This window comes from Leisingera caerulea DSM 24564 (assembly GCF_000473325.1).
Lineage (GTDB): Bacteria > Pseudomonadota > Alphaproteobacteria > Rhodobacterales > Rhodobacteraceae > Leisingera > Leisingera caerulea.
Genome location: NZ_KI421513.1, coordinates 363,217 through 375,462 on the forward strand (window position 1 = coordinate 363,217; position 12,246 = coordinate 375,462).

Annotated in this window: 12 protein-coding genes (1 of these 12 only partly in view); 5 read left to right on the forward strand and 7 right to left on the reverse strand. The window is 64.2% G+C overall.

Translation table 11 applies throughout. The features are described from left to right. The 4 genes in view from CAER_RS27840 to CAER_RS0108925 are tightly spaced (at most 6 nt apart) and all read right to left on the reverse strand, a layout consistent with a single transcriptional unit that may run on beyond the window. Positions 1 to 251 carry the beginning of a glutathione S-transferase gene (locus CAER_RS27840; RefSeq protein ID WP_036797188.1) on the reverse strand. It extends 454 nt beyond the left edge of the window, so the window shows 251 of its 705 coding nt (coding positions 1-251); its start codon is at positions 249 to 251; its stop codon lies beyond the left edge, outside the window. A 4-nt stretch (positions 252 to 255) separates the two neighbouring features. Continuing rightward, positions 256 to 1,710: an aldehyde dehydrogenase family protein gene (locus tag CAER_RS0108915; protein WP_027235022.1), complete on the reverse strand. Its 1,455-nt coding sequence runs from the start codon at positions 1,708 to 1,710 to the stop codon at positions 256 to 258. A 6-nt stretch (positions 1,711 to 1,716) separates the two neighbouring features. Then, the gene (locus CAER_RS0108920; protein WP_027235023.1) at positions 1,717 to 2,820 is read right to left on the reverse strand and encodes an aromatic ring-hydroxylating oxygenase subunit alpha; all 1,104 of its coding nucleotides are present in this window, start codon (positions 2,818 to 2,820) and stop codon (positions 1,717 to 1,719) included. Further along, positions 2,817 to 3,704, reverse strand: coding sequence for a MurR/RpiR family transcriptional regulator (locus tag CAER_RS0108925; protein WP_027235024.1), 888 nt, complete (start codon positions 3,702 to 3,704; stop codon positions 2,817 to 2,819). The genes CAER_RS0108920 and CAER_RS0108925 overlap by 4 nt, the downstream gene beginning before the upstream one ends. 70 nt (positions 3,705 to 3,774) lie before the next feature. Between CAER_RS0108925 and CAER_RS0108930 the strand changes: the two genes are divergently transcribed. From CAER_RS0108930 to CAER_RS0108955, 5 genes are all read left to right on the forward strand, one after another. Further along, positions 3,775 to 6,234 (forward strand): FAD-dependent oxidoreductase, encoded by a 2,460-nt coding sequence (locus tag CAER_RS0108930; RefSeq protein WP_027235025.1) that lies wholly within the window; start codon positions 3,775 to 3,777, stop codon positions 6,232 to 6,234. 101 nt (positions 6,235 to 6,335) lie between these two features. Next, positions 6,336 to 7,226, forward strand: a complete 891-nt coding sequence (locus CAER_RS30840; RefSeq protein WP_245597345.1) for an alcohol dehydrogenase catalytic domain-containing protein — start codon at positions 6,336 to 6,338, stop codon at positions 7,224 to 7,226. After that, positions 7,223 to 7,828, forward strand: a complete 606-nt coding sequence (locus CAER_RS0108945) for a dimethylsulfonioproprionate lyase family protein (RefSeq protein WP_027235028.1) — start codon at positions 7,223 to 7,225, stop codon at positions 7,826 to 7,828. Before CAER_RS30840 ends, CAER_RS0108945 begins: the two co-directional genes overlap by 4 nt. Further along, a complete protein-coding gene (locus CAER_RS0108950) occupies positions 7,825 to 8,928 on the forward strand; it encodes a mandelate racemase/muconate lactonizing enzyme family protein (RefSeq protein WP_027235029.1) in 1,104 nt (367 codons plus the stop codon). The genes CAER_RS0108945 and CAER_RS0108950 overlap by 4 nt, the downstream gene beginning before the upstream one ends. A gap of 64 nt (positions 8,929 to 8,992) precedes the next feature. Further along, positions 8,993 to 10,267, forward strand: a complete 1,275-nt coding sequence (locus CAER_RS0108955; RefSeq protein ID WP_027235030.1) for an aspartate aminotransferase family protein — start codon at positions 8,993 to 8,995, stop codon at positions 10,265 to 10,267. A 130-nt stretch (positions 10,268 to 10,397) separates the two neighbouring features. Here the strand turns inward: CAER_RS0108955 and CAER_RS0108960 are convergent, their stop codons facing one another. From CAER_RS0108960 to CAER_RS0108970, 3 genes are all read right to left on the reverse strand, one after another. Continuing rightward, positions 10,398 to 10,748 carry a RidA family protein gene (locus tag CAER_RS0108960; protein ID WP_027235031.1) on the reverse strand — a complete coding sequence of 117 codons (351 nt, stop codon included), beginning with the start codon at positions 10,746 to 10,748 and terminating at the stop codon, positions 10,398 to 10,400. 87 nt (positions 10,749 to 10,835) lie between these two features. Next, positions 10,836 to 11,180 carry a hypothetical protein gene (locus CAER_RS0108965; RefSeq protein WP_027235032.1) on the reverse strand — a complete coding sequence of 115 codons (345 nt, stop codon included), beginning with the start codon at positions 11,178 to 11,180 and terminating at the stop codon, positions 10,836 to 10,838. 95 nt (positions 11,181 to 11,275) lie between these two features. Next, entirely contained in the window at positions 11,276 to 12,148 is an 873-nt protein-coding gene (locus CAER_RS0108970; protein ID WP_027235033.1) for a MurR/RpiR family transcriptional regulator, read from the reverse strand. Between the last annotated feature and the right edge of the window lie 98 nt (positions 12,149 to 12,246).

Sequence of the window (12,246 nt, forward strand, 5' to 3'; positions counted from 1 at the left end):
AGCCCGCGCCCGCGGCCCAGAGACATGAGGATCGCGGGCATCTGGCTGAGCTGCGTGCCGGTCAGGGTGTCGATCAGCAGGGGCGGCGCCATGAAGGGCTGCGGCTGGTCCGCCGCATCCCGGTCTTTCAGCTCTGCCACTGCGTCAAACCCGGGCTCTTCCCACTGCTGCCCGGCATAGGCCAGCACGTAGCGGATGAAATGGCCCCGGAACGGGATCGGCCAGTAGAACAGCTGATAGCGCGCCGCCATTGCCTCAGCCCCCCAGCCTCATGGCGATGTTCTTGGTCTGAACATAGTTCCACAGCGCCTCGCGGCCCTTTTCGCGGCCGTAGCCGGATTTGCCGTAACCGCCGAACGGGGTCTCGACGCCGCCCGCGTACCATTCGTTCACGAAGACCTGGCCTGCACGGATCTGGCGGGCGCAGCGCGTGGCGCGGTCCAAATCGCGGGTGAAGACACCGCCGACCAGCCCGTATTCGGTGCTGTTGGCGATCTCGATGGCCTCGGTATCGGAGCGGAACTTGAGGACCGAGAGGACCGGGCCGAAGATCTCCTCGCTGGCGATGCTGTCGTTCGCGGTGATGCCGGACACAACGGTCGGGGCCAGGAAGGCACCCGAATTCCCAGCAGGCGCGCCGCCTGCGGCGATGGTGGCGCCGTCGGCCTGGGCCTGCTGGACGATGCCGAGGGCGCGGTCGCGCTGGGGCATGGAGACCATGGCGCCCATATTGGCGCCGAACTCCGGACGGTCGATGCCAGCCCCCACGCTGAGGCTTTGCGCCACGTTCACCGCGCGCTCGACCAGCTCGTCATGGCGGCTTTCGTGCACGATCACCCGGCTCATGGCGCTGCAGACCTGGCCCGCGTTGAAATAGATGCCCCAGCGGATGTCGTTCTCGAACGCTTCCAGGTCGGCGTCCTCATGCACGATGGCGGCGGATTTGCCACCGAGTTCCAGCACGCAAGGCACCACGTTCTGCGCCGCGGCGGTGGCGATGCGGATGCCGGTGGGCACCGAGCCCGTGAAGACAATCTGGTTGACCTGGGGATGGCCCGCCAGCGCCGCGCCGGCCTCGTGGCCATAGCCGCAGAGCACGTTGACCGCACCGGCGGGGAAACCGGCAGCCTCTGCCGCGCGGGCAAGCCAGATGTTGGTGAGCGGGGTCAGTTCAGGCGTCTTGATCACGCAGGCGTTGCCGGTAGCCAGCGCCGCCGACAGCGAGCGCGCGGTCATCTCCACCGGGTAATTCCAGGGGATGATTTGAGCGGAGACGCCCATCGGCTCATTCTCGGTCCAGTCGAAATAGCCGCCGCCCAGCGGGATCGAGCGGCCCTCTACCGTGCTGGCCTGGTTGCCGTAGTATTCGAAATAGAGCGCGGCGCCCTCGACCTCGATCCGCGACTCCCAAAGCGGCTTGCCCTGCTCCAGGGTCAGGACGCGGGCAATTTCGTCAATATGGTCGAGCAGGTATCGGCCCATGGCCTGCACCATGCGGCCGCGCGCAATCGGGCGCAGGGCCGAAAGATCGCCGGACAGATGCAGGCGGCGGGCGGCCTGCACGGCGCGGTCCACGTCTGCGGCATCGGCCAGCGCGTGGCGGGCCAGAAGCTCGCCATTCGCCGGGTTGGTGACATCAATCCACCCTGCCCCGCCGGGCACCCATTCGCCGGCGATGTAGTTCAGCCATTCGGCATCAAGCTGTGTCATAGTTTGTCAGGTCCCTGCTGCTGCGAGGTCGCGGTCAGCCGCTTCGCGCATCCACTTCTGAAGATGCAGGATGGAATGTTCCGAGTTCACTCCGCAAGAGGGGTCGACCACCAAGGGCCCGGGAACATAGCCACGGCTGCTCAGGCCGCGCTGCACGGATTCCACCAAATGAATGTCTTCCTCCACCGTGGTGGCCCGGTCCTGCACTGCCATCCGGCGCACGGTTTCATTGTCCTCGCCGCGGATCGAATACCAGCCGCGCCAGACCACCACACGGCCGGCATCCACCGCCCGCCAGTGATAGGTGTTTAGCAGGTTGCCGGGATAGACCTGGAAGGAGAACATCGGCCACAGGAACCAGCTGGAGTATCTCTCGTTGTTCTCAAAGCCTGAGTTGATGTCATAGGTCATCTGGTCCAGCGCATTGCACTCGGTGGTGTGGCGCAGGCAGAAACCCTGGGGCTGGATGTCGTAGGTTTCCGGCTTGATCACACCGGTGGCGAAGGTCGGATGGTTGAGGCTGCAGTGGTAGCATTCGGAGTAGTTTTCGACCGAGACCTTCCAGTTGCAGTTTTCCGGGATCTCCACCCATTCCAGCGGCTTCAGGTCACTCCAGTTGGGGACAAAGCTCTCCACCTCGCCACGCACACCCGGGAACCAGTCGTCCATCGGCTTGGCCTCGGGGTCGAGGTTCACGAAGATAAAGCCCAGGAAGACCTCGGTGCGGACCTCGGTCAGGCAGACCCTGGACTTGTCGAAGCCCTGCACCGATTTCAAGTTCGGCCCGGCGCGCAGCTGGCCGGTCAACTCGTAGGTCCAGGCGTGGTAGGGGCAGACCACAACCCGCGTGGTGCCCTCGCCCGAGACCAGCTGGTGAGCGCGGTGCTGGCAGACGTTATAGAAGGTGCGGATCTCGCCATCCCGCCCCTTGATGCTGAACAGGCTTTCACCCGCCATCTCAAAGGCGAAGTAGTCGCCGGGGTTTTCCAGCTGGCTGGCGTGGCCGGCAAACTGCCAGGTGCGGGCCAGCAGGCCCTTGCGCTCCGCCTCGAAGATGGCCGGATCGGTATAATACCGTGCCTCCAGCGAATGGGTCAGAGGGGCGTTCATTCAGGGTCCTCCGCATAAAGGCCCAACTGGTGCCTGCGCTTGTGAAATTTCTCCACCCGCTCGACGATCTCCTCGCTGGAGACTGCAATCACAAAGGAGAGCAGCGTTTCCAGCAGGGCAATGGTCGAGACGGATGACGGGAAGAATTGCGGCGTGTCGGCCGCGACGACAAATCCGTGGTCCGCATTCAGGATCACGGGGCTGGCGGGACTGTCGGAGATACCGACAACGGCAACCCCCTGTTCGCGCGCAATCCGGACCGCCTCGATCACTTCGGCCCGGTAGGGCTTGCAGGTCATGGCAATCAGCACGTCCTGGCCGTCCGCCCAGGCGAGGTCATCCACCGCTGTGGAGCCGGGCCGCGGGATCGCGTGGAACTGCTTCATGCCGGTGGAAGCAAGATAGGTGAAGTTGCGGGCGTTGGCGTTATTGACGCCAACGCCGAGTGTGAAGACCTGGCGGGAGTCCCAGATCGCATGGGCTGCAGCCTCCAGCGTTGCGGCGTTGATACCCGCAAACGTCTCTTCGACGTTGCGGATGGCGGCGGCGGCCATATCCGCATAAAGCCCACCCAGTTCACCGGACTTGCCGATGTCCTGCAGCCAGCGGGCCCGGTCGGGGAAAGACACCCCGCCCTTGCGAATCGCCTCGCGGAAGGGGGCGCGGAAATCCTCGTAGCCCTCGAACCCCACCTGCCGCGCCATGCGGACAAAAGTATTGGGCTTCACATTCGCCGCCTCGGCAATCTCGCGCACGGTGGAAACCCCGACATCGGCAGGGTTTTCCAGCACATAACGGGCCGCCTTCTGGGCCTCGGGGGTCAGCGCATCCCACTCCTCGGTGAGGCGCTCCAATACGGCTGTTGATACATTTGTGTCATTCATGATTGACGATGGTACAAATGTGGAATTAGCCTGTCGAGCAGAAAAGCGCATTGCAATCAGGAACGGCGAAATGGCTGAAAAAGAATTCCCGGCACAGGCCCGTGTGGTCATCGTGGGCGGCGGCGTGATGGGGGTGGGCCTGGCCTATCACCTGGCGCATGAGGGCTGGGGGTCCGAGGTTGTGCTGCTGGAAAAGGCGGAGCTGACCTCCGGTTCGACTTGGCACGCGGCGGGACAGATCACCCATTCCACCAGCTCCTTTGGCCTCGGCAAATGCGTGGATTACAACATCGGCCTCTACTCCGGGAAGCTGGAAAAAGAGACCGGCCAGGCGGTGACCTGGCATGGCTGCGGCTCGTTCCGGCTGGCCTACACAGAGGATGAGATGGACTGGCTGCGCCACACCCTGTCGGTTGGCCGCAGCCTGGGGTTCAACATTGAGCTGGTTGGGCCTGAGAAGGTCGCCGAACAGCACCCCTTCTATAACCTCGAAGGCGTTCTGGGCGCGCTTCACACCCCCGATGACGGCCACGTGGATCCCACCAACGTCACCATGGCGATGGCCGCAGGCGCCCGCCAGTTGGGCGCGCGCATCATCCGCCGCTGCCGCGCCACCAACATCACGCAAGGACCGGACGGCGAGTGGATCGTGGAGACGGAGAAAGGCACCATCCGCTGCGAGCATGTGGTGAATGCCGGCGGCACCTATGCCCGCCAGATGGGCGAATGGTCCGGGCTGCAATTGCCGATGACCTCGATGACCCACCACTATTTTGTGACCGAACCGGTGCCGGAGTTCGAAGCGCTGGACAAAGAACTGCCAGTCATCCGCGATGACAAAAAGGTCTCAGGCTACATCCGCATGGAACAGAAGCGCGGCCTGATCGGGATCTACGAGAAGGAGGCCTCAAACTCAGTCTGGCATGACCATTGCCCCTGGGAATACGAGAACTGGCTGTTCGACGCCGACTATGACCGGGTGATGCCTTGGCTGGAGGAAAGCCTGAACCGTATGCCGATCTTTGCGGACCTCGGCATCCAGCGCGAAGTGCACGGCGCGATCTCGCATCCGCCCGACGGCAACCCGCTGATTGGTCCGGCGCCGGGCGTCAAGAACTACTGGTGCTGCTGCGGCACCCAAATCGGCATCGGCTGGGGCCCGGGTCTGACCCGCGAGCTGGCGCGGTGGATGGTGCATGGCGCCGCCGACATTTCCATGCGCGAGTATGACCCGCGCCGGTTTGGCTCCTATGCCACCAAGGACTGGCAGGTGACCAAGGCGCATGAGGACTATAAGCTGCGCCACGAGATCCCTTTCCCGCATTTTAACCGACTGGAAGGCCGACCCGTAAAGCCGTCGCCGCTCTACGACCGGCTCAAGGAAAAAGGCGCGGTTTATGAGGAGGTCTATGGCCACGAGCGCCCGCGCTGGTTTGCCAGGAACGGGGTTGAAAAGCGCGATCACTATTCCTTCAAGCGCAACGTGGTGCATGACGTGGTCGGAGCTGAGGTGAAGGCCGTGCGCGAGGGCGTGGGCATCATGGATATCTCTGCCTTCACCAAGGTCCAGGTCTCGGGCCCCGGGGCTGCGGCGCTCTTGGACCGGCTGACCGCCAACCGGCTGCCGCAGAAGGCTGGCGGCATTGCCCTCACCCACATGCTGAACCGCCGTGGAAGGATCGAGCTGGAAACCACCGTGGTGAAGCTTGCAGAGGGCAGCTACTACCTGGTGTGCGCCGCCTTCTTTGAACAGCGGCTGCTGGACCACCTGAACCAGAACCTCGCGGGTGAAGCGGTGGAGATCACGACCCTCTCCACCGATTGGGCCGCGCTTGCTCTCAATGGCCCGAAAGCCCGTGAGCTTCTGGCCGCCTGCACCGATGCGGATCTGACAAACGTCGGCTTCAAATGGCTGACGGCGCAGCAGATCGAGGTCGCAGGCCACACTCTCTGGGCCTTGCGGATATCTTATGCGGGCGAGCTTGGCTGGGAACTGCACATCCCGCGGGGCAGCACCCTGGCGGTTTACGATGCGCTTTGGTCGGCAGGCGAAGCGCATGACATTGCCGACTACGGCTCCTTCGCAATGAACGCGATGCGGATGGAGAAGGGCTTCAAGGGCGCGGGCGAGCTGACCAACGAGGTGACCCTGGCCGAAGCGGACGTGCTGCGCTTTGCCAGCGCCGGCAAGGACTATCTGGGCAAGGGCAAGACGCTGAACGCGGACGCCCTGCCCTGGGTCTGCGCCTATCTGGAGATCGAACCGGACGGCGTCACCGACGGCCATGGCGGCGAGGCTGTTCTGCTGGAGGGCAAGGTCGTGGGCTCCACCGCGTCGGTCGCCTTTGGCCACACCGTCGGCAAGATCCTGGCCTTCGCCTATGTGAAACCGCACGCCAATGTGCCCGGCACAGAGATCGAGGTGGTGATCGCAGGCACGCCGCGCAAGGGCCGGATCCTAGGTGCACCCGCCTATGATCCCGAAAGCCTGCTGCCCCGCACCGACGCAGCCCTCGCCCCGGCGGAATAAGCAGAACCCGGCTCCCCCTTTCATCTTTCCAATAATACTCCGGGGGAGCCGAAGGCGGGGGCAGCACCCCCTCCCCCATAGCCAATAGGGACACGCGAAATATGACCCTCCCCGAAACCATGAAGGCGATGGTTCTGACCGGCCACGGCGATCTGGACAAATACGAAGAGCACGAGGACGGGCCGGTGCCGCAACCCGATCCGATGGAGGTGCTGATCAAGGCCGGCGCCTGCGGGTTGAACAACACCGGTGTGAACACCCGCTCCGGCTGGTATTCAAAGACCGTCGAGCACGCCGCAACCGGCGGCGCCCTTGAAGAAGCGGGCGCGGAAGACCCGGCCGGGGGCGGCCGCCCCCTCGTCTTCCCGCGGATTCAGGGTGCCGATGCCGTGGGCGAAGTTGTGGCTGCTGGCAAAGGCGCCGATCCTGCGCTTATAGGCAAGCGTGTCATGGCGGGCGGCTGGGTCCGCGACTGGGACGGCCCTGTAAACAAGGAAAAGGCCGGTTATTTCGGCTCCGAATGCGATGGCGGCTTTGCTGAATACACCAAGGCCGGCATGCACGGGGTGGCGGAGCTTGGTCCCGACCTGATCCTGCCGCGCGCACCGGAGAATCTGCGAGACGCACTTGGCGATGAGTCGGTGACCGTGGTGGCGGATGCGGTGGGCGGCCCCCCAATGGCCCAAGCTGATCGCCGTGCTGAAACGCGGCGGACGCTATACCTGCTCAACCGTGACCGCCGGGCCGATGGTGGAGCTGGACCGGCGCAAGCTCTATCTGCGCGACCTGACGTTCACCGGCTCCACCGGGACGCCGCATCGCACCTTCACCGGTGTGGTGTACTGCATCGAGAACGGGGAGATCAGACCAGCGTCGGCGGCGGTTTGCCCGCTGGAGCAACTGGAGGAAGCGCAAGCCGCTTTCATTGCCACGAAGCACACAGGCAACATCACCGTCGTCCCGTGACGCTCCCTGAGGTTTTCTTGCCATGACCCCTGCTGAACAATCTCTCGCCTTCGCCCGCGCCTACCATCAGCTGACTCTGCTGATCGCCGCCACCCCGCCGCTGATACAATTTGCCGGCTGGCCGATGGCGCTGCCCGCGGAAAAGCCGGCCCCCCGCAAGATACCCGCTGCCGATCTCCTGAAGTCCTGGGCTGACGGCCATACCGGCGTCACGCTCAGCCTGCGTGATGCAGTCCGCGGCATTACCGACTATGCCGACTGGCAGCAGACGTACACAGAGGAGGAAGTTGGTGCCGAATTCCTGTCGCGCTACGGCTACTTAGAGCTGGTCGGCCCATCCGGCCATTTCCAATCGAACGAGGTCCGCGCCTACGTCGCGTACTGGGGAGAGAACCTATATTACCCCTGGCATCAGCACGAAGCTGAGGAGCTTTATTACATTATCGCCGGCGAGGCTCTGTTTGAGGCCGAGGGCATGCCGCCGCAAACCCTGCGCGCCGGGGACACCCGCCTGCATACATCGAACCAGCCCCATGCCATGACCACCGCCGGCAGCCCGGTTCTGGCCCTTGTGCTTTGGCGCGGCGCAGGGCTGACCGGCCTTCCCCGGATGAGTGCTGAACCATGAAGATCACCCGGATTTCCCTGTGGCACGTGCCGCTGACCAGCCACACCGCCTATCACATGGCCGAGGGCAAGACCTGCAGCACGGTTGAAAGCGTTGTGCTGGCGCTGGACACCGATGCCGGGCTCACCGGCTGGGGCGAGGTCTGCCCGATCCCGCATTATCTGCCCGCCTATGCCCGCGGCGTGGCGCCTGCGGTCGAGGAGATGGCGCCCATGCTGCTGGGGGCCGATCCAGTGGGGCCGGAGGCGGTGATGGCCAAGCTCGACCACTGGCTGCAAGGGCACGCTTATGCCAAGTCCGCCATCGACATCGCCTTGTGGGACCTGACCGCACAGGCGGCGAACCTGCCGCTGCATGCATTGTTGGGCGGCCAGAGGCAGGCGGATATGCCGCTTTACCACTCGATCACCTGCGTCGCGCCGGAGGAGATGGCGCGCATTGCCCGTGACGCGCAGGAGACTGGCATCACCCAGTTTCAGGTAAAACTGGGTGCGGACCGCGACTGGCAGGCCGATGTTGCGCGGCTGCGGATGGTGCGGGGGGCGGTCGGGGACGGTCCGCTGGTCTATGGCGACTGGAACTGCGGTGCGACTTCGCTGGATGCCTCGCGCGTGGGCCGGGCCGTGGCGGATCTGGACATCATGCTGGAACAGCCCTGCGCCACCATCGCGGAGTGCGCCCGGGTGCGGGCGGCCTGCGGGCTGCCGATGAAACTGGATGAGAACGCGCATGACACGGCATCGCTGCTGGCGGGCCATGCGGCGGGCGTGATGGACGCGGTGGCCATCAAACTGTCGAAATTCGGCGGCTTGTCGGCCTCACGCCGGGCGCGCGATTTGTGCCTGCATCTGGGGGCCAGGATGTGCATCGAAGACACTTGGGGCTCTGACATCACAACCGCGGCGCTGCTGCATCTGGGCGCATCAACCGACCCGCTGCGCGTGCTCAATGTTTGCGATCTCGCCCATTACGTCAGCCCGAGGCTGGCGCCGGGTGGACCGGACAGAAAAAACGGCCGTATCGCGCCGCCCGAAGGCCCGGGGCTTGGCGTCCGGCCTGACCGGGAGGCCCTGGGGGCTCCCGCATCTGTGATCGTGTGATTTTTGACTTTCTGGTCAAAGCACTCCCTACAATGGGCAACCCGCCCGCAACAGGACAAGTGACATGGAAAAGATCCTCACCCAAGCTGAATGGATTGAACGCGCCCGCGCGGTGCTGCCTGCGGGCGGCTTTGGCAACTTTGATCCCGGTATTGTCATCCGCGAGGGCAAGGGCTCGCGCGTGTGGGACGAAGACGGCAAGGAATATATTGATTACCTGATCGGCTCCGGCCCGATGATGCTGGGCCACGGCCATCCTGAGGTGATGGAGGCGGTGCTGGAGCAACTGCCCAAGGGCATGACCTTCTTTGCCAGCAACGCCCGCGGGATTGAGCTGGCCGAGGAGATCTGCCGCGCTGTACCGTGCGGCGAGCAGCTGCGATATGTCTCTACCGGTGGCGAAGCGGACATGTATGCGATCCGGCTGGCGCGGGCGTTCACCGGCCGCACTAAGATCGTGAAGTTCGAGGGCGGCTATCACGGCATGTCGGCGGAGGCGCAGATGAGCCTGGCGCCCGCCAAGCGGGTTAACTTCCCGCAGGCGGTGCCGGACAGCGCAGGCATTCCGCCGTCGGTGGCGGCCGAGGTGCTGGTCGCGCCGTTCAACGACTTTGAGTACATCAAGCAGCTGATGGCAGAGCATGGGAATGAAATCGCAGCCATCATTGCCGAGCCGCTGCAGCGCATCGTGCCGCCGCTGCCGGGCTTCCTTGAGCTGTTGCGTGAACAGACGCAGAAACATGGCAGCCTGCTGATCTTTGACGAGGTGGTGACGGGCTTCCGTTTTTCCTATGGCGGCGCGCAGGAGCTGTATGGCGTGACCCCGGACCTGGCGACCCTGGGCAAGGTTATCGGCGGCGGCTTCCCTCTGGCGGCCATCGCGGGGCGCGCCGACGTCATGCGGCATTTCGACAAGGCACAGGTCGGGGCTGAGGGCTGGCTGATGCAGCTGGGCACGCTGTCAGGCAACCCGGTGGCCGCCGTCGCGGGCCTCAAAACAATGGAGGTGCTGCGCCGCGAGGGCGCTTATGACCAGCTCAACAGCACCGGCAAGCGGCTGATGCAGGCGACCAGTGCAGCACTGGAAGAAGCCGGAGTGCCGTTCCAGATCGTCGGCGAGCCGGCGCTGTTCGAAGTCGTGTTCACCGGCGCCAAGGTGCGGGACTACCGGGACACCCAGGCGGGCGATGCGGACCGCACCAGACGTTATAATGCGGTGCTGCGCGAGGAAGGCATCTTCAAATCGCCGGGCAAAACCTACCCGAGCCTGGCGCTGACGGAAGAGGACCTGCAGCAGACCGAGGCGGCAATCCGCAAGGCTGCGATGGCGCTGGACTGAATCACGCGCTGTTGCACGTGAATCGGGCTTTGGGCCGGACATGACGGTCACGTTCTGATCCTGCCCATCAAAGACCCTGGAAACGAAAAGGCGGGCCAATGGCCCGCCCCGCTTTGCCCCCTTGCAGGGCTCAGGCCTTGGCAGCGGTGACGATGAATTCGACCAGCAGATCCTCGCGCGCCAGCTTGGCCTCGCCGCAGGCGCGTGCCGGGGCGTGGCCTTCGGGCACCCAAGCGTCCCAGACCGCGTTCATCTCGGCAAAGTCTTTCATGTCGGCAAGCCAGATCACTGTTTGCAGGATGCGGGTCTTACCGCTGCCCGCCTCGGCCAGCAGCGCGTCGATTTTTGCGAGGCAGTCCTTGGTCTGCTGTTCAACACTTGCACCGGCGGTGCCGACCTGGCCGGCCAGGTAGATGGTATCGCCGTGGGTGACGATCTGGCTCATGCGCTGGCCGGTGTGGCTGCGGGTAATCTCGGACATTGGTGCCTCGCTCTTGAAAAGTCAGATAAATTCTCGGCCCTGCTTAGCGCCGCCCGGGCTGGGCAGCAAGGACGCGGCTGAGGCCGGTCACTGGGACAGCAGCCAGTCCCCGCCGGAGGGGCAGAACTTGCGGCGCACCTGTTTGGCGTCCTCGCTGTCCTTGAGAAAGGCCTGATGCTGCAGCAAAAGGCAGTCGCCCTCCTTGCCGGCCACGCGAACCACTCCTTGCGCGCCGCTGTCCGGGTTGTTCCACCGCGCCCTCTGGCCGCTGCCGCCCTCAGCCAGCAGCGCCTGCTCAGCCCGGCGCATGAGGTTGGTGTCCTGCGGCGTCAGCCCGGACTTGGCCAGAATACGGCTGAGCGGGTTGGCCGCGGCGGGGGCCGCAACAAGCGCTGCAACCATGGCGGCGGTGAAAATTCCTGAAATTCGCATGTGAACACTCCTGCCTGAAACGAACCGGCCCGGCGCCCAGTAAGGCGCAAGCCGCCGTCAAAGTCTATGGGCAGACCGGTTCAGGCCGGGCCGGATCAGGAAAACTTGCGAAACAGCCGGGTCATATCGAACAGCTCATCCAGGCGGTCGTAGCGGTCCTTGGTCTTGTCCCAGCTTTCCTCCTGGGTGGCGGCGATCATCGCCTCCAGCAGCATCATGGTGGCGATGTTGGAGTCCCAGGCGGAGGGAATTTCGACCCAGCAGTTGAAGGTGTGTTCGGCGACCGAGGCAATGGGGCTCGCCCATTGGTCGGTGATCAGGACGATCTTCACCCCGCGCTCAGAGGCCAGTTCCGCCAGCCGCTGCAGGTTGGTTTCATAGCGGCGCACATCGAACATCAGGAGCGTGTCGCCCTCCACCATGTCCAGAACGTAATGCGGCCAGGTGGCGGAGGAGGACGTCATATGGGTGACCCGCTGCCGGATCGCCTGAAAGTGGGTAAAGGCGTAATCCGCCAGCGCCCGGGTGATGCGGCCGCCGACCACGTAAAGCCGCCCCTCGGTGTTGGCAAGCTGATGCACGGCGGCGTCGAACTGGGCTGAGTCGATGTTGGAAAAGGTCTGCTGCAGGTTGTCGGTGACGGCCTGAGAAAATCTGTTCAGCAGGTGCCCCTCGGGTGCCTCGGACGCCCAGTTGTCGCGCCGTTTGGTGGGGCCGGAGACCTTGGCCTCCAGCTCTTTCAGCAGCGCCTGATGGAACTGCGGATAGCCCTTGAAGCCCAATTTCTGCACCATCCGGGCCACCGTCGGCGTGGACACCTCGGCATTGGCGGCCACGATGGTTATCGACGCCAAACCCGCCGCAGGATAGTTCTCCAGCAGCAAATTCGCGAACTTGCGCTCGGATTGGGTGAGCGAGGAATAATTCTCGCGGATCAGCTCGCGAACGGTGGCTGGCGGTTTGGACAACGGCGCTTCCCTGCGTTTGAACAGACACTTTCCTACCCGGATCCGGCCTGAAAAGAAAGTTTCAGGAATCTCTGTCCGAAACCGGTCATGAGAAGATA

Bases quoted from the DNA above. Each gene is read 5' to 3' on its own strand.
- CAER_RS0108920 (WP_027235023.1), bottom strand. From the start codon at position 2,820: ATGAACGCCCCTCTGACCCATTCGCTGGAGGCACGGTATTATACCGAT.
- CAER_RS0108945 (WP_027235028.1), top strand. From the start codon at position 7,223: ATGACCCCTGCTGAACAATCTCTCGCCTTCGCCCGCGCCTACCATCAG.
- CAER_RS30840 (WP_245597345.1), top strand. From the start codon at position 6,336: ATGACCCTCCCCGAAACCATGAAGGCGATGGTTCTGACCGGCCACGGC.
- CAER_RS0108950 (WP_027235029.1), top strand. From the start codon at position 7,825: ATGAAGATCACCCGGATTTCCCTGTGGCACGTGCCGCTGACCAGCCAC.
- CAER_RS0108960 (WP_027235031.1), bottom strand. From the start codon at position 10,748: ATGTCCGAGATTACCCGCAGCCACACCGGCCAGCGCATGAGCCAGATC.
- CAER_RS0108930 (WP_027235025.1), top strand. From the start codon at position 3,775: ATGGCTGAAAAAGAATTCCCGGCACAGGCCCGTGTGGTCATCGTGGGC.
- CAER_RS0108965 (WP_027235032.1), bottom strand. From the start codon at position 11,180: ATGCGAATTTCAGGAATTTTCACCGCCGCCATGGTTGCAGCGCTTGTT.
- CAER_RS0108925 (WP_027235024.1), bottom strand. From the start codon at position 3,704: ATGAATGACACAAATGTATCAACAGCCGTATTGGAGCGCCTCACCGAG.
- CAER_RS0108955 (WP_027235030.1), top strand. From the start codon at position 8,993: ATGGAAAAGATCCTCACCCAAGCTGAATGGATTGAACGCGCCCGCGCG.
- CAER_RS0108915 (WP_027235022.1), bottom strand. From the start codon at position 1,710: ATGACACAGCTTGATGCCGAATGGCTGAACTACATCGCCGGCGAATGG.